This window comes from Paraburkholderia kirstenboschensis, from assembly GCF_032806925.1.
In the GTDB taxonomy this organism is placed as follows: domain Bacteria; phylum Pseudomonadota; class Gammaproteobacteria; order Burkholderiales; family Burkholderiaceae; genus Paraburkholderia; species Paraburkholderia kirstenboschensis.
Genome location: NZ_CP136511.1, coordinates 1,098,056 through 1,115,221, shown reverse-complemented (window position 1 = coordinate 1,115,221; position 17,166 = coordinate 1,098,056). Strand labels below are relative to the sequence as shown.

The 17,166-nt window shown below is 60.4% G+C and carries 13 protein-coding genes and 3 pseudogenes; 11 read left to right on the top strand and 5 right to left on the bottom strand.

All coding sequences use genetic code 11. The features are described from left to right. The first annotated feature begins 1 nt into the window (after nt 1). From RW095_RS05540 to RW095_RS41285, 5 genes are all read left to right on the top strand, one after another. Entirely contained in the window at nt 2-1,180 is a 1,179-nt protein-coding gene (locus RW095_RS05540) for an acetate/propionate family kinase (RefSeq protein WP_317015002.1), read from the top strand. Nucleotides 1,181-1,192: 12 nt separating this feature from the next. Beyond that, complete coding sequence (gene fabI, locus RW095_RS05535; protein WP_317015001.1) at nt 1,193-1,984, top strand: enoyl-ACP reductase FabI; 792 nt, start codon at nt 1,193-1,195, stop codon at nt 1,982-1,984. A gap of 23 nt (nt 1,985-2,007) precedes the next feature. Continuing rightward, a complete protein-coding gene (locus RW095_RS05530; protein WP_317014999.1) occupies nt 2,008-2,262 on the top strand; it encodes an RNA-binding protein in 255 nt (84 codons plus the stop codon). A 17-nt stretch (nt 2,263-2,279) separates the two neighbouring features. Next, nucleotides 2,280-3,308, top strand: coding sequence for a hypothetical protein (locus RW095_RS05525; protein WP_317014998.1), 1,029 nt, complete (start codon nt 2,280-2,282; stop codon nt 3,306-3,308). 109 nt (nt 3,309-3,417) lie between these two features. Next, entirely contained in the window at nt 3,418-3,645 is a 228-nt protein-coding gene (locus RW095_RS41285) for a hypothetical protein (protein ID WP_394365076.1), read from the top strand. A gap of 329 nt (nt 3,646-3,974) precedes the next feature. On the opposite strand, the pseudogene RW095_RS41280 reads toward RW095_RS41285, so the two are convergent. Then, a pseudogene (locus RW095_RS41280) lies at nt 3,975-4,235 on the bottom strand (IS6 family transposase); the annotation flags it as partial. Between the two features lie 512 nt (nt 4,236-4,747). Here RW095_RS41280 and ppk2 point away from each other — a divergent pair. The 4 genes from ppk2 (at nt 4,748) to RW095_RS05500 (ending at nt 9,968) form a co-directional block, all read left to right on the top strand. Beyond that, on the top strand, nt 4,748-5,569 hold the full coding sequence (ppk2, locus tag RW095_RS05515; protein ID WP_317014997.1) for a polyphosphate kinase 2: 822 nt from the start codon (nt 4,748-4,750) through the stop codon (nt 5,567-5,569). A 249-nt stretch (nt 5,570-5,818) separates the two neighbouring features. Then, complete coding sequence (locus tag RW095_RS05510; protein ID WP_317014995.1) at nt 5,819-6,712, top strand: NAD-binding protein; 894 nt, start codon at nt 5,819-5,821, stop codon at nt 6,710-6,712. Nucleotides 6,713-6,861: 149 nt separating this feature from the next. Next, on the top strand, nt 6,862-8,583 hold the full coding sequence (locus RW095_RS05505) for a SulP family inorganic anion transporter (RefSeq protein WP_317014994.1): 1,722 nt from the start codon (nt 6,862-6,864) through the stop codon (nt 8,581-8,583). Nucleotides 8,584-8,951: 368 nt separating this feature from the next. Then, complete coding sequence (locus RW095_RS05500; protein WP_317014992.1) at nt 8,952-9,968, top strand: IS110 family RNA-guided transposase; 1,017 nt, start codon at nt 8,952-8,954, stop codon at nt 9,966-9,968. Between the two features lie 1,049 nt (nt 9,969-11,017). Here RW095_RS05500 and RW095_RS05495 read toward each other — a convergent pair. Together RW095_RS05495 and RW095_RS05490 are read right to left on the bottom strand one after the other, a co-directional pair. After that, a pseudogene (locus RW095_RS05495) lies at nt 11,018-11,370 on the bottom strand (hypothetical protein); the annotation flags it as partial. Between the two features lie 294 nt (nt 11,371-11,664). Then, on the bottom strand, nt 11,665-11,976 hold the full coding sequence (locus RW095_RS05490; protein ID WP_317014991.1) for a DUF4148 domain-containing protein: 312 nt from the start codon (nt 11,974-11,976) through the stop codon (nt 11,665-11,667). 198 nt (nt 11,977-12,174) lie between these two features. On the opposite strand from RW095_RS05490, the gene RW095_RS05485 reads away from it, so the two are divergent. Next, the gene (locus RW095_RS05485) at nt 12,175-12,462 is read left to right on the top strand and encodes a BON domain-containing protein (RefSeq protein WP_317014989.1); all 288 of its coding nucleotides are present in this window, start codon (nt 12,175-12,177) and stop codon (nt 12,460-12,462) included. A gap of 346 nt (nt 12,463-12,808) precedes the next feature. Then, the gene (locus tag RW095_RS05480) at nt 12,809-14,683 is read left to right on the top strand and encodes a sulfatase-like hydrolase/transferase (RefSeq protein WP_317014988.1); all 1,875 of its coding nucleotides are present in this window, start codon (nt 12,809-12,811) and stop codon (nt 14,681-14,683) included. A gap of 73 nt (nt 14,684-14,756) precedes the next feature. Here the strand turns inward: RW095_RS05480 and RW095_RS05475 are convergent. Both RW095_RS05475 and RW095_RS05470 read right to left on the bottom strand, forming a co-directional pair. Further along, nucleotides 14,757-15,680, bottom strand: a pseudogene (locus RW095_RS05475) (alpha-amylase family glycosyl hydrolase); the annotation flags it as partial. Between the two features lie 46 nt (nt 15,681-15,726). Beyond that, nucleotides 15,727-15,894: a hypothetical protein gene (locus RW095_RS05470; protein ID WP_317016778.1), complete on the bottom strand. Its 168-nt coding sequence runs from the start codon at nt 15,892-15,894 to the stop codon at nt 15,727-15,729. Nucleotides 15,895-17,166: the final 1,272 nt, after the last annotated feature.

The following is a 17,166-nucleotide window of genomic DNA, read 5'->3' as shown; positions in this document are numbered from 1 at the left end:
CATGGCAGACGTGATTCTGGTATTGAATGCCGGCTCGTCGAGCATCAAATTTTCCGCATTCGAAGAGCAGGGCGACGCGCTCGAACTGGTCGTGCATGGGCAGGTCGGCGGCCTGTACACGGCAAGCGCGCGGTTCGAAGCCGTCGACGGTGACGGCGAGCACCATGCGAGGGAATGGAGCGATGGCGGCGAGCTGGATCATCGCGGAGGCCTTGAGCAAATCGGTGCGTTCCTGAACGAGCACCGCGAAGGACACGAGCTTGTCGCGGTCGGCCATCGCGTCGTGCACGGAGGGCAGCGCTTCAGCGGTCCGGTGCGAGTCATGCCCGCGGTAGCGGACGAGCTGGCGAAGCTCACGCCGCTCGCGCCGCTGCATCAGCCGCACAACCTGACGCCCATACGCATCCTCGAAGAGATGCAACCGGACGTGCCGCAGGTGGCGTGCTTCGACACGGCTTTCCATCGCACGCAACCCGAGGTGGCCCAGGCGTTCGCGCTGCCTGCATCGATCACCAGCCGGGGCGTGCGCCGCTACGGCTTTCATGGGCTGTCCTACGAGTACATCGCGAGCGTGCTGCCTGACGTCGATAAGAAAGCAGCCAGCGGACGCACTGTCGTCGCGCACCTTGGCAATGGCGCGAGCATGTGTGCGCTCGTCGCGGGCAAGAGCGTAGGGAGCACGATGGGCTTCACGGCCGTGGACGGATTGCCCATGGGCACGCGCTGCGGCGACCTCGACCCGGGCGTGGTGCTCTACCTGATGGAAGAACTCGGCATGGACGCGCGTGCCGTCGAGGATCTGATCTATCGCCACTCGGGGCTGCTCGGCGTGTCTGGCGTATCGAGTGACATGCGCACGCTGCTCGCGAGCGACGATCCTCACGCCCGTTTCGCCATTGAACTCTATATCTACCGCATAGCGCGAGAACTCGGCTCGCTTGTCGCGGCCATGGAGGGCATCGACGCACTCGTTTTCACGGCGGGAATCGGCGAGCATGCGGCGGCGATCCGCGAGGGCGTGGTGCGGCACGCGGCGTGGCTGGGCGCGGAGATCGACGCCGAAGCGAACGCCAAGGGCGGTCCCCTCATCACCACCGCGTCGAGCCGGATAGCGGCGTGGGTGATCCCGACCAATGAAGAGCTGACGATCGCGCGCCATACGCGTGCGGTCCTCGAATGAAGGAGAATTGCCATGTCGCCCGAAGGCACTGATCGATCACGTCCGGTACTTGCGGGCATGAAAGCGCTGATCACCGGCATTGCCAACGAACACTCGATTGCATACGGTTGCGCGAAAGCGTTTCGCGAGCTTGGTGCGGATCTGGCCATCACCTACGCGACGGACAAGACCCGGCCTTATGTCGAGCCGTTGGCGAGCGAGCTTGAAGCAGAGCTGTTCCTGCCGCTCGACGTCGGCGACGCGGCGCAGTTGGAAGCGGTATTCGAGCAGATCCGGCAGCGCTGGGGACGTCTCGACATCCTGCTGCACTCCATTGCATGGGCGCCGAAAGACGATCTGCAAGGCGGGCTGTTGCATTGCTCCAGCGAGGGCTTTGCGCGCGCGATGGACATTTCGTGTCATTCGTTCGTGCGCATGGCGGCGCTTGCCGCGCCGCTGATGGACAAAGGCGGCACATTGCTCACGATGAGCTACTACGGCGCGAACAAGGTCGTGCCGAACTATAGCGTGATGGGGCCGGTAAAGGCCGCGCTCGAAGCCTGTGCGCGCTATCTCGCTTACGAGCTTGGGCCGAAGGGCATTCGCGTGCATGCGATTTCGCCGGGTCCGCTCAAGACGCGGGCGGCTTCCGGCCTCAAGAACTTCGACCTGCTGCTCAACGAGGCGGCCGAGCGCGCGCCGCTCGGCGAAGTGGTCGACATCATGGACGTCGGCTACACCTGCGCGTTTCTCGCCACCCCCTACGCGCGGCGAGTTTCGGGCGAAACGCTGTATGTCGACGGCGGCGTCAATATCATGGCCTGACACGGCTTCGGAAAGGAAACACCATGGCTCAACTTTTACTGGGTAATGTCGAAGAAACCGTGTCTGACGAGGAACTCGACGAGTTCCTGCAGAGATACGGATTCCCTCCGTTCAATTCGATCGAGCGCGTGCCCGCGGGAAGCGGACAACCCATCGCGCTGGTCAGGTTCAGCGACCTCTCGTCTGAGGCGCTGAACCTGCTCCGGTCGAGGATTCACAACATGTTCTGGAAGGACCACACGATCAGTGCGCAGATCCTGCCGGAAAGGCAAGATTGAGCATCAAGGAGGCATCCATGAGCATTCTGGACAGACTGTTTGGTCGCGAGGGCACATCGGAGAAGAGCGCCCCGGGTTCCGGACAGACGAGGGACGCCATCGAGCGCATTGCAAGACTGAGTCCGCAGTTGCGGCTCGCGGAGCGCTATCAGGAGCGTCTCGCGCCCGCGGTCCGGACTTCGCTCGCCTATGTCGGGGCATTGGTGAGCGATATGCCGCCGGCTCGCGAGGCGAGCGCATCGGCCTGGACGACGGACCCGTATATCCAGGCCTTTTTCGCCACCCCGGAAGACGTGCCGCGCGCGTTGAGTCATTCCACCGAACTGCGTGCGCACTTCGCCGTCAACCCTCTGGCAAACGAGGTCTTTGCCGTGCTCGGCATGGCGATGACCGAGCGGCTGACAATCGGCGTCCAGCAACATGGCTCGGCCGCGCGCACCGACGTGCAGCGAACCACCGTGAATTTCAGCGATCACCGCGCACGGGTGTGCGCCAGCACGGAGCCGGCGCTTCGAGAGGAGATCGTGCGCCATGTGATGGATCAGCTCGTGCTGGCTGGCCTCAAGCAAATTGGTGCGGACGCGTCGCGCCGCGACGAGCTGGAGAAGGAGCGCGCGCTGCTCAAGACGCGCCTCGCGCTGCTGCAGCGGCAGGGCAGCGGGATGAGCGCTGTATTGGGTGCGCAGCCATTGTCCGGTCTGGTGGAGCTGACGCGCCTGCAGGCGAAGATGGAAGAAAACGACGCGGAGTTGGCGCGTCTGGGACTTGCGACCGAGGCGATCGACCGCCGGTTGGAGACCATTGCTGAGGTGCTCAATTCGCCTGCGGAACACCTGCATGTACTCAAGAGGGAACTGCGGCTCGATCGTATGAACGTGATCGTGGAAAATGGGCACGCGGGGGAGGGTAGGACGATCGAATTGAGGCTCGCGAGCGTGCCGGAAACAGAGGGTGCCTTGCGGGCTTTCGCGCTGGTGAAATTTGCCCGCTCCGATCTGCTGCCAGCGCCCAGCATGGCCGATGAGGCGAGAAAATTCCTGGTCTGATGCCGCCGCGAACGCATTCTAACGACCGGCCCGCGCTCGCATAGCGTTTCCCGGTACATAGTGGATCGCGGCGCGATATCGACTGCTGACAGGGTTGCCGGTCATCGAAGTGAAGCGCGTTCAGCTTCCTGACTATCTGGATACAACCGCCATTCTGGAGCGCAGTGGCAACCGGCTTATCCCGAGTTCGGCTGGCTGGTGGGGCGAACGGCTCTCCGTCGGTATGACGCGCTCTGGCCGCTTCGCTTGCCGAGCGGTTACCCGGCATGGTCGTGACCGCGACGCCGCCGCTTGTGTGCCCGGCAAAGCAAGTGCTGGTCGAAGTGGCCGTCTTTGAGCCGAGAGACGGTGACCAGGTCGTTCTTGTCGCCCGCTGAACCCTGTTGGACGGGGCAAGCCGCCAGGTATTGCTCGCAGAGCGAGCTTCCCCGGCCGAAACAGTCGCCAACGCAGGTGACAGCGCCGTCGTGGAAGCGATGTCACGCGCGCTTGACGATCTAGCTGATCAACCTGCCATCAGAATCGATATAGATCACCAGGTTCTATCGCGTTAAGGCGACTTGGGCGAACGATAGCAATATGATGAGGATTACTAATGTCGCCAGCGAGCAGCGAGTAGAACTGTCGGACGGCCGATAGCCTGGGTTTGCCTGCGTCTTTCATCTACCCATTGGCGATCAGATGCATGAGTTCAATGCAGATCAAGAAAATGCCAGCATAAGGAAAAACCTTGAATCCCAAGATGGATCGGGTACGGCGCTTGATCGACCGATGGTGTTGTTCCACGATATTGTCCAGATACTTGGCCTGGCGGATCCTGATGAGCGTCTCACGCTCGGCGTTCAAGGCGTGCCGCCCGGCCAGATTGGCACCGCTCTTGTTCATGGGTACGGTTTAGGGCGCCCCAATATGATCGACAGCCTTTTCGACTTACCGTCGGCCCACTGTCGCAGGCGTTACGTGGCAGCCGCTAGTTGCTGCATGGAATTCGGAAGTGCACGGTTCAGCCGGCCACGGTCACAATATGTAGGGCTGAATATTGTGAATTGCTTGATTTGTATCAATCGTTCAATTGGATCATGTGACAGCCTGTAGTTAAACGGACGGAAAGTTGGAGAGAAAGCCTGATTGCGCCCAAACTCCATCCGCCGCGCGTCGTAGGCAGGCCGAATGCGCTGTCGATCACTTTCGAGGGCCGGTGAAGTCACGCGGCGAGCGTCATCAGAACCTGGCGCCGAGGCTTTCCGACGCGGTTTTAGCTACCACGGTGAGTACCCCGGTGACGTCGTCGCCGGCACCGGTCGCGCGACCTGCACGCTCAAAGACGATGAGACTGCTATCGGGTGCGCCGATGCGCGGGATAGGCGGGCGCGATCAAGTTTGAAGTGCAATACCTTGCTCGCGTGAGGTGTGGCAATGCGCATTTTCAGGGGGAAGCAATGTCCGAAACTCAGAAGGAAATGAAGAACAGCGATTCGAAGCCCGTGGGCAAGCTCGGCAACAAGGCGTATTTGAAGGAACTGTGTCGTCTCCACGTCGAACTGGTCAAGATGCAGGAATGGGTCGTGCAGAGCGGCGCGAAGATCTGCATCGTATTCGAGGGGCGCGACGGCGCGGGCAAGGGCGGAATGATCAAGGCGATCACCGATCGCGTGAGCCCACGCATTTTCCGGGTTATCGCGCTGCCCGCGCCGACCGACCGCGAGAAGAGCCAGATGTACATGCAGCGCTATCTTCCGCACCTGCCGGCGGCCGGCGAGGTCGTGATCTTCGACCGTAGCTGGTACAACCGCGCGGGCGTCGAGCGCGTGATGGGCTTCTGCACGGACCGCCAGGTGCAGGAGTTCCTTTTTGCGACGCCGCTCGTCGAGCGGGCCGTCATAGACTCTGGAGTCATCCTCCTCAAATACTGGCTCGAAGTCAGCGCCAAAGAGCAGACGCGCAGGCTCGAAGCGCGGATTCACGATGAGCGAAAAATCTGGAAACTTTCGCCGATGGATCTCGAGTCCTATCGCCGCTGGTACGACTATTCGCGGGCGCGCGACGATATGATCGGCATGACCGATACGGAGTTCTCACCGTGGTATGTCGCACGGGCCGATAACAAGAAGCGGGCGCACCTCAACGTCATCAGCCATTTGCTCAGCAAGGTGCCGTACGTGGCTGTGCCACGGACGAAGGTGTCGTTGCCTCAACGACAGAACGCGGGGGCGTATCGCGAATCGGAGCATCGTTTCAGGTATGTGCCCGAGAAGTTCTGAGCAATGCCGCATTGCGTCTGGCAGGCAAAAGGATTGCGCAGCGCTGGCTGAGAACGGCACTGACGAGCGCGGATAGTCCTTCTTGTTCCTGCGACTTCGACACGCGGGACTAAAGTCCAATTCTGCTAGCGTGCCCGAGTGACATGATGCAATCGGGGAAGCGTGGCGGCTGGCGAGCATGTCGTGCGATCGTGCTTGCCCCGAATGGTTCGAACTGCGGATGAAGAGCGGATTCGAGGAACGATGCAGATGTACCGGATCGAAGAGCCGCGGCTTGGCGGGCTGCGTATCAAGGAATGGCGGCGCCGTGCGCATCTCGCGGTTGGCCTGTTGCTTCTGGTGCTGCTGGGATCGGCGCTGGGGATTGCGCTGCTCGACCACTCGGATGCGCCTTTGAGCACGAAGATGTTCACGGCCGTGTGGGACGCGGTCAACCTTATCTCGACCTTGGGCGACTTCTCGGAGTTTAACGCCGACCAGAAGATATTCATGCTGGGCGCCATACTTGCAACGATGTTGGTTGCCGGCTACGCGTTGAGCCAACTGACGGGGATGCTCTCGGGCGATGACGTGATGGTCTTCTGGGAGAACAGGGCCATGGAGAATAAGCTGGAAACGCTGAGCGCCCACGTCGCGGTCTGCCCGTTTGGCCCGGTCGGCCAGCAGGTCGCCGCCCATCTTCGAGATGCGAGAGCGAGCGTGCTCGTGCTGGAAACCGACGTAAAGCATGCCGAAAAAGCATCCGGACTGGGATACATGGTCATCGTGGGCGATCTCAGCTCGTTCGACGATGTACTCGGGCGTGCCAGACTGGATACCGCCAGTGCGCTGTTTGTGACGGGTACCAATGCGAACAGCAATCTGGAGATCACGCTGGTGGCCACACGCTCAATCCCGGGCTGCGGATCGTGGTGTCGGGTGAGAGCGATCTGCGCAGAATGTTGCTCGAGAAGGCGGGCGCAACGACGGTTATCGACGAGAACGACATCGTCGCGCGTGCCATGGTCGGGCAGATCGATGCGCTGTGGGCGCAACGGACATGAAGCCGGGTGCTCGGCAGGCGCAATCCGCCGCTGGTCCGCCGCCCGTACCGGCACGGTCGCACACCTGCGGCACCGTCTGGCCTCACGGCTTTGGGGGTAGCGGACTTTCGCGCTATGCGCCCGAACGTTCGCCGCGATGATGCTTTCGCTCCCCTCTATCGACGATGGCATGGTCTCCTCCGGCACCGGATTCGCGCAAGCATATGGGGCCTGAGGATTTGATGACGATGGGGAATCTGGGCGACTATTATGGGACACGATTCATCGGCGCATTCCTCTGGCGGCTTTCACATTCCGGTGTTGGAGTGGGTCCGCGATTATCAGAAAGAGTGGATCAAGCCGGATATCGTTGCCGGCGTGACCGCTGCGGCGGTCGTTCTTCCGAAGGCCTTGGCATACGCGACTGTCGCGGGGCTGCCCGTGCAGGTCGGGCTGTATACGGCCTTCCTCCCGATGGTGATCTACGCGTTCCTGGGATCGTCGCGGCCGCTTAGCGTCAGCACCAGCGCAACGATCGCCATCCTCACCGCAGCGGCCCTCGCCCGGGTGGTCACGAACGCAGGGACCGCAGACCTGCTGACAGCCTCTGCAACGCTGACGTTACTGGTCGGGGCCATCCTCACGCTCGCCGCGCTCCTGCGGTTGGGATTCGTTGCCAACTTCATTTCCGATCCTGTGCTGACCGGATTCAAGGCCGGTGTCGCGGTCGTCATCATGCTAGATCAGTTGCCGAAGCTGCTCGGCATTCGCTTTCTCAAGGGGTCTTTTTGCCACAACGTGCTGGCCATCGTCACGGGTATTCCACACGCGTCAGCGGCGACAGTCGCTGTGGGTGCGATTACGGTGGGCATTCTGATGGCAATCGAGCATTTCGTTCCACGGGCACCAGCGCCGCTGATCGCGGTGGCCTGCGGGATCGGCGGCATGAGCCTGCTCGGCCTGCAGTCTCACGGGGTCGACATTGTCGGCCATGTGCCGACGGGCTTCCCTTCCGTCACCATGCCGGATCTTTCGCTTGTCGCGTCGCTTGGGCCAGTTGCCGCAGGCATTGCCCTGATGAGCTTTACCGAAACTATCGCGTCCGGACGGGCATTCGTTGAAAGCGGGGAACCTAAGCCACAGGCGAATCGGGAGTTGCTGGCGATCGGTCTTGCCAATGTGGGAGGCGCGCTGCTGGGCTCCATGCCGGCGGGCGGAGGAACGACCCAGACAGCCGTGAACCGTCTCTCCGGCGCCCGCAGCCAGCTTGCCGAACTGGTCACGGCTGCCGTCACGCTGGGCACGATGCTGCTGCTTGCGCCCTTCATCGGACTGATGCCGCAGGCCACACTGGCAGCGGTTGTTATCGTCTACTCGATCGGCCTGATCAAGCCCGCGGAATTTCGCGCGATTGTCGCTGTGCGACGCACAGAGTTCGTGTGGGCGCTGGTTGCAGCCTCAGGCGTCGTGCTCTTCGGCACCCTGCTGGGCATCCTCGTCGCCATTGTCGTGTCGCTCCTTGCGCTTGCTCACCAGACGTCCGATCCACCGGTATATGTACTGCGCAGGAAGCCTGGCACGAACGTGTTCCGCCCTGTGTCCGCGGAGCACCCCGACGATGAGGCTTTTCCCGACCTCTTGTTGTTGAGGCCGGTAGGCCCCATTTTTTTTGCCAACGCCGAGCGCGTCGGCGAGAAGATTCGCACGCTGATCGCGCAGACTCATCCCCAGATCGTCGTGCTCCATCTGCGCGCCGTGTTCGATCTCGAGTACACAGCGCTCAAAATGCTCACGGAAGCGGAAAAAGAGCTGCGCAAGCGGGGCATAACGCTATGGCTCGTGGGTCTCAACCCGGGCGTACTGACGATGGTGCAGCGTTCACCGCTCGGCGAGACGCTTGGGCGCGAGCGGATGTTCTTCAATCTCGATCGGGCGGTCGCGGCATGGCAGACGCAGCAAGCAACAGGGGCCGCGCCGAGAGAGACGAACTGAGCTCGCCGACTGCCTGCGCACACGCCTACGCACCGCGAAAAAAGGCAGTCGTGATTCCGCCCGACGCAGTAGAGCGGCCGCCGGTTCAACAGGCAGCGGACGAACCCGTCGCAGTCTTTGCACAACGATTCCCTGGCAAGGCGACTCCTTTGATATGCGTCAAACCAACCTCGCGCCGCAGGGATAGTTTGAACAGAAGGCGAACCAGCAGTCTGCCATGACAAACGTCGATCGAAGCAAATCGGGTCTCGTGTGAAACGTGCCGCCGTGAGGTTCTGATAATCATATAGCCGACCTCACTCCGTTCGAATCGAACGGCCGGCGTACAGTCAGGGTGCGAACACCGACGTGACGCACAGGAGGCCGGCATGAATAAGTTTAGTGGAATCGACCTGCACTCGAACAACAGTGTGGTCGTCGTCAGCGATGACGCTGACCGGGTTGTCTACCAGCGACGGTTGCCGAACGATCCGGTGCAGATCCGGGCGGCGCTGGCGCCGCACCGCGAAGATCTGGTGGGCGTGGTCATCGAAGCAACGTATAACTGGTACTGGCTGGTGGATCAGTTGATGAACGATGGCTACCGGGTGCATCTGGGCAACCCCGCGGCAATCAGGCAGTACGAGGGACTGAAATACAGTGGTGACTTCACCGATGCCGCCCATCTCGCACAACTGCTGCGTCTGGGACTATTGCCTGAAGGCTACATTTATCCAGCAGAAGAACGTCCGGTGCGTGACCTCTCTCGCAAGCGAATCCAACTGGTGCAGTGTCGTACGGCCCAGATCCTCGCGATTGAGAATCTGTTCTCACGCCATACTGGTGGGCAGATGCAAGGTGAGCGGGTTAAGCGCCTGGATGAGATGCAGGTGAATGGATTCGGTTTTGCATCTGACGTGACGCTCGCGATGCAAGCCCATCTCGCGGTCATGCAAACCTTGCAGGAGGAAATCGGGATCATCGAGAAGCGACTCATGGAGCGGGTGAAACTGCGCCCGGATTACGCGTTGCTGAACACGGTGCCGGGCATTGGCCCGGTTCTCGCAACCACGATCATGCTGGAAACCGGGACCATCTCCCGTTTCACCAAGGTTGGCAATTTCAGTTCGTATTGCCGCTGCGTAGACAGCCGGCGTGAAAGCAACAGCAGGAAGAAAGGCGAAGGCAATACGAAGAACGGCAACAAATATCTCGCGTGGGCGTTTGTCGAGGCGGCCAACTTCGCGATCCGCTCGTGCCCGGAAGCCAGGCGCTTTTACGAGCGCAAGAAACGCGCGCGAAACGGAATTGTGGCGATCAAGGCGCTGGCGCACAAACTGGCGCGCGCCTGCTATCACATGCTTCGGGAGCACAAGTCATTTGAGGTAACCCGCTGCTTTGACTAAAAGGTGGTGCAAGGGGAACGAGCCCAGTATTGCGACTGGTGGAAAGCCATGGTTTTGATTGGGCCTTCCCTTTGCCCCACCGACTGTTTGCGGATGACCGGGTCGCCCAGGCGATGAGCCACCATTGACTGGCGTTGCGCAAGCAACAGTCACGGTTCTGCGAAACCCATTGGACCTCGTCTGGCACCAACGTTTCTCTGGGGCGGCAATGGCCGCCAGGGCAGCCGTTAGTTACATCACGGCATGCTTGATCCCGATGGGTGTCTGGTGCGATCCGGTTCGCAACCAGTTTGGAGAAAACGGATGCGACTACGATCGGCAGACAGCATGGCAAGTTACAGAAAGAATTCCGCCCGATTGCAGTGGCGATAAAAATACCATCGCCACTGCAATCGGGCGGTGGAGTAAATTTGTGCCTTGACTTCGCTCGGCTAATGGGTGAGTCCGACGTTTCGTGAATAGCTTGAGCATCACCTCGGGGGCTCTGGTGCGATTGGGGGGCGGCGAATCGGTCAGAGTCGCCGGAGCAAAACGAACCTCGATGCACCACCGGCGGAGTCTGTCGAGATGTGATCCGGGTGACCGCGGCGCATGAGTTCCGGCCTTTTCTACCATGTTGGTCGCGAAGCCGATCGCGCGGTCAGAGAGGTGCGAGGACGGTTGTCTGCCGGATCGGCAGCGAAGGACCCGAGGAGACGACTCCATTATGGGTTTTTTCAAGCCCAGCCGCGCGCTGGCCTTTTTGTCGTCTGTGGTCGCTTTGCGGGCGAACGCGCCGCGCCTCGCCCGTTGAAGGTTTCTAGTCCTTGCTGCCCAGTTCGCTGTGCTTGTGCGAGTGAGCGCCGTGCACCAGTTCGTAAACGGCGCCTTTGCCGGACCGGGTCGGCGGGAAGTGCTCGCCCTCGACGCACGTCACTTCGAACGCTTCCTTGCTATCGCCTTCGTGGACGACCTTGTAAATGCCGGACGTCCTGACAATTCACCGGGCTTATGCTGGTCAGCCATTCTTGCCTCCATGATCGGTGTTGGTGCCCTGGCCCGCTGCCGGGCACCCGCGATTCTGCCGAAGTCGGCTTGCGCGCGAGCTTGCCCGCGGCTGCCCGGCATGGCGCGTCGCCGTGCAACTGGCAGGCGCTCGCCGCGTTGTGCGCATTGGCGGCTGCAGCGCCGGGCAGTTGCACGGGCCCGCCGCGAGTTCGACAGATGCGCTTTTCGAGCCCTTGCGCCCACGTCGATGCTCGATCCACGCCAGGATCGCAACCGCCACCGATCCGCCGGGCACTACGAACAGCACGGCGAATAACGCGAGCTTCCACCAGCGATGCGGCCCCTGGAAGCTGTGCAAAGCTGAATCGGTCAAGGAGCGGCTCAGGCCGCCGAGGGTATTTTTGAGGTACAGCATAGAAGGAACATCCTTGGTCACGCCGCATCCGAGGACGGACAAAAAAGCGGTCAGTTCGTCACGCCGGTTCGGCCGCAGATGCGTCGTAATGCATTGCGTCGGCCTTGTTCAGACGCAGGACGCCGGGAAGCGCACTGTGAGCGGTGTTGGCGCAACATCGGGGGAAAACCCGGGTTTTGCCGCGTTAGCGAGCCAGTTCCTTGATAGGAGCGCGCAAAAGGTGCTGCGCGCTCATAGGGCGGTGCTTAACGACTGAATGCGTTAGGCAGCCTGTGGGCATTCGGCATCAACGCATTACGGATGGTTGTACATCGCATTCCAGTCGGCCTTCGACACGGCCGGACGTCCTGCGTCCGACGAACCGCTCACCACACCGCCGTAACCGCTCGTTGCGCCGTTCTGTGCGGCCACCTTGGCTTCAGCAGCCTGGATGTCGGCGGGGTAAGACGGGTCTTCGCCGCGAGCCGGGTTATAGCCAGCTTTTTCGAGTTGAACCAGTTCAGTACGTACCTGCGCACGGGTCAAAGGCGCATTCGATTGGGCGAACACGGCAACCGGAGCAGCAAGGGCAGCGGCAACGACAACGGCTTGAATAAGGGACTTCATGGTACTTACCTCCAGACTTGTTTTGTCCTGCTACGAACAGCCCTGTTCGTAAACCAGTGATTACAGTCTAGGTAAGCATTCGCTTAAAATTAAGGCAGATGTCAGGAAGGGATTGTTGCAGGATTTGGGTAAAAACCTAATTCGCGATGAGGACTGCGGCCAAAAAAAGCCCGCCTTCGCATCGTGAGCCGCTCCCTCGTGAGCCGCTCCAATCTCATGCGGGCACTGGCGAGCGTCGCACTGGCCGGAGATTCCTCCATTCATGACGATGCGAGTCTACGGGATGCGATCGTCCTTGAAATGCGCGGGAAGCGGTGGGCGCTGCCAAAGCAGGGTGTACTCGTCAAGGACGGCGTCGTCCATCTGTGGGGTGTGATCGAATCCAAGGAGGAGAGGCGCGCGATCCGCGTTGCTGCCGAGGGCGTGCCCGGCGTTAGGTGTGTGGAGAGCCACCTGGAGTTTCCGAGGGGTAGTCGAGCGCTGTAGTGTTGCCAATGGCGTGCACGTCGCTTTGCACGCGGTGAGAGATAACGGCATCAGGAACGGCTACGCCCGATTTGGGCGGCCCGTTCGCGGCGGACCGCGCCCGCCTTCGGTCAGCAGCGAAATGCGAAGCAATGGCGCATCAACCCTCGAAATTGTCACTACGATCAGTGACATAAGGTGAAACGATTTCTTCCCTTATACGTCGCGAGCTTCGCCTATTCTTGGTCTGGCTTTCAGCACGGTCTTCGCCATAAACGCGACCGCATTCGTCGTAACAAAACAAAGCGTACTGAAGCTCATCACGTTTATTTAAATTTCCCAATACATTTAGTTAGGAATACAAACCATGGACCGAAGAGAATTCATCAAGAAGACGTCCGCCGTCGGCGCAGCTGTCGCTACGGCCGATGTCACTGCTCAGGGCGCGGATGCCGCGCAGGGCGGCGACTCCTCTCGTCGCAAACCCAACATTCTGTTCATCCTGCTCGACGAGATGCGCTTTCCTAGCGTCTTCCCGGACGGCATCACCGATGTGCGCGGTTTTCTCAAGACCTACATGCCAAGAACGTTCGATCTGTGGAGAAAAGGTGTCAAGTTTTCGGGCCATTACACGGCGGCTTCCGCATGCAGCCCCGCACGAGCCACGCTGGTCACCGGGCTCTATACGCAGCAAAACTGGCTGCTAACGACTATCCTCGATGCGCCGGATACCAAGGTCTCGACACAGCCAGTGCTTCGTCGCGAATATCCGACTTACGGAAAGATACTTCAGTCGCTCGGCTATCTGACACCGTACATCGGCAAATGGCATCTGTCGATCGTGCATAAAGGACCACGCCCCCTGTCGCTTTACGGTTTCGAGGCCATGACCTATCCCGACCCGACCGGCAGCAATTTGCAAGGCACGATTGGAGATCCGGGAGAAGGCTATCTGAGCGACTCCAACATCGCCGACCAGGCAAGCCAATGGTTGCAAGGGCGCAAGCCGGGGGATTCACCATGGTGCCTGACTGTCGGCTTCATCAATCCGCACGACAAGGAGTTTTTTCCCGCAGGCACGGAGTTCAAGCGCTTTACCGCATTGTTCAATTCGAATCGGTACAACCCCAACGGCTATACGCAGTGGATCAATTACACCAAGGGGCCGCCCAGCTACAACTGGGAGTTCAATCCGCTGCGCAATCCGCCGCCGCTTGCTTATCCGGCGACAGCGCCCAACTGGGAGTCCGGCTTCCAACTGGCAGCGAACAAGCCGCCGATGCAGACCTTCAACCGCACGATTCAGGAAGCCGTGTGGGGCGGCGTCCAGGATACGCGCGACACCGACTTCGAGATTACCGCTTATCCCGCGAATCCGAATTACCCGCCGCCGTCCGAGACCAGAGGTATCGCCAAGGCGCCTTTTCATTACTGGAAGCGAGGTCTGGATTCATATACCCAGATCATGTCTATCGTGGATGGCAAGATAGGCGCTGTCGTCGACGCACTACCGCATGCTGTCGCGAGAAATACGATCATCATCCTCACGTCGGATCACGGCGATTATGCTGGCGCGCACGGCCTGATCTCGGGAAAGACCGGTACGTGTTACGAGGAAGCATTCAACGTCCCGCTCATCGTGGTCGATCCGACCGGTCAGTACGCCGGCGATATCGACACGGTGCGCGGTGGGCTGACGTCGTCCGTGGACATTCTTCCGCTGCTGGCCACCATCGGCAACGGAGGTCAACGGAACTGGCTCACCGGGGACTACGCGCAGATGTATGGCAAGCGGCACGATCTTCTTCCGATGCTCAAGAGTTCGAGCGCACCGGGGCGGCCGTATGTGGTTTTCTCGACGGATGAGACTGTGCCGGAGAGCCTGAACTTCAACAACGCAGCGTCACACATCGTCGCGGTCAGGACCGACAAGGACAAGCTCGGAGCGTACTCGCACTGGGCGCCGTCCACCACGACGGTCACCGGTTCAAGCGACCTGGAGTACTACGATTACTCGACTGAGCGGGGAAGGCTCGAACTGGATAACCGCCACGGCGACCCTGCAGCGCAGGCGCTTCATGACCGGTTGATATCGGACATTGTTCCGAACGAGTTGCAAGCGCCCTTGCCGGGCAGTCTGGTCGCCGCACAGAATCTGGCGCAAGCGCGCTATCTCGAGTATGTGCAGTTGATCAACAGTGGCGGCGACTTCGAGCTGCCATTCAGGATCGGTGATGTGTAGGCGAGCCGGGCGCAAGGAAGACCGGCTTGCGCCACGTCGAAGAAGGGCACGTGGCCGGGCCGGCGGTGACGATTCACTCAGCCGCCATCCACACGAATGCGCTGTGGGGCGGCAATGAAGTGGGCACGGTGCCATCGGCGGCCACAACGAGCCGCTGAGGCGCCGTGCCAGTCGCCGCGCGATTGGCGAGCACCGTGCCGCTCGGAAGACCGGTTTTGAGCGTACCCGTCGCAGTGTCGCTATCCGAAGTATTGATGGCCACGATGGCGGTGGCCGACTGATACGTCATCTTGTACACGAACGCGCCGGGGCCCTTGCTGTTTTGATCGAGAATAGCCGGCGTACCGCGCGACAACACCTTGTTCGCTTTGCGCAAGCTGGCGAGTTGCGCGATGAACTGATAAAGCGGCGCGGAGGTGTCGAAGTGATCGCGTCCGCCCGACGCATAACCGCCCGCGAACATTGCCCCTCGTTGCTCGGTGAATGCCTGCTCCGTTCCATAATAGACAACCGGAATACCGGGCAGCGTCATGATGAGCATGAGGCCTTGCTGCAACGCGGCCATCGTTCCATCGGCGAGAAAGCGGTCCACGTCGTGATTGTCGAGAAACGTCGGCATGAGATACCGGCGCCTGAATACCTGCATCATGTTCTGGATTCGATACCCGAGTTCGGCCGTCGGATGCTTTCCGCTCAGGACGTCGCCCATCGTGCCGTAGAGCGAGTAATTGAGCATGCCTGGCAGAATGTCGGCTCCGTCTGGATCGACCATATAGGTTTCGATCTTCCGCGAATTTGTGTCGTCATACGCGGCATCGGTGGCGAAGCCTTCGCCGAAGGCAAGAAAGTTCTGTTTGCCGTTGTTTTGCGCGACCTGGCGGATGCCCGGTGCGGCTGCAGCGCTTGAGTACATGAAGTCGCTGAAGAAAGCCTGGGGCACATAGAAAGCGGTGTCAATGCGGAAGGCGTCTGCGCCAACCGTGGAAATCCAGTAACCGTAGCGCTGCGCCGCAGCGCCTCGCGCACGACCGGGTTCTCCGTATTCAGATCGTCGAGCCCATACAGTTGGTAATTGAGCAACTGGTTCTCGTCGAGTGGTAGATGACCGCGGCCTGCTGCGCGGGATCGGTCGGGTTGTCCATTTGCAACCTGTTACCCGAAGCGAACTTCGGCAGGTTGGCGCGAACACCGAGCAGTGCATAGCGGGCCATCGTTCCTGAGGATGAGAAGGCCCTCGGGATGCGCACCTAGCAGTTCCTCCTCGGTTCCGCTTCTGGTCGCAGTCACCGAGACCAGCGACCAAGAACCGACCAGGCTGGCAGATTCCGCGCGAGCCCCCGGCGCCGTGATGCACATTGCGAGGACCACCATCACGAAGACGGGCCACGCTTTCATCGTTGCTTTCATGGCTATCTCCAGCGCGTCGTTTCTTCTACGTTGCTCGCTTCCATTCGTTGATCGGAGTGATTGCTCCGTCGGACGTCCTCACGCGAGATCCGGTCGTGGTCATCGTATCGCCGCTCAAGACAACCTTCTGTTTGCGAGCCGCTCCGTCGAATGCCGGCGATGTGCGGGAGTCGACGTTATAAGTGAGCGTGCTGCGGGCGCGTCGACGGTAGATGTTCCACAGTAGGCGAGGACTGGACGGATGTACAAAATGCGACATGGCCGGTGGAATCCAGCAGGAGGTCGCCGGACGCCCAGGGAAACATGGTCTTGCCGTTTGCAGGCCTCTCTGATCCGGATGTCAACGTCCAGGTGCCGGCCACCTGCTGTTTCAAATTCTGCGCATCGGCTGGCAACGCGGCGCCTGCGCACATGAGGGCGAATAAGGCTTTTGTAACCAAGCCACGGCGAATCATTGCATGCTCTTCGGATTGTGTAAGTGTCGAAAGACAGCCTATGCGCGCGATCGCCGAAACCAGGCGTCGTCCATACGCCCGGACTGTGCAGCAACGCGTGACAGAACATTAGGGGTTTGCCACAAACGATCGATTTGCAGTTGCGAGCGTCTAGCCAATCTGGCCGGTCAGCGTTTGAGAGAAATGGAGCACCGGTTCTATGACGAGAAACGTGTTTTGTCTTTTAATCGGTAGTTGGTTACAACGTCCCGATCTGGAGGATTCGGACTGCGATGCATCTCACTGTGATTGGACGTGCTCGAATTCGGTGCAGCGCCGTTGTACGTCTGGTCTCTATGTGACGTGCTTCGGTATGGAGTACGAGCATCTGACAATTCCTGTTGAGTAGCGATCATGAAGGTCGGCGGGCGACCGCTGTCAGCGTGCAAGTGGACTTTTGAGTGTCCCGTTACGACCGAGAGACAACGGTAGGAACTGGCCGGGTGCCGACTCATGCGTTGGCATACATGCTTCGCTCTTGCACGGCTGCGTTCGGCAGCACGCGACCCCTTAAGAGCCGTTCAATCTTCTCTGTTCTGGACGGCCGGTATCGGGCCTCGACTTCTGCCATTTGAGATCGCA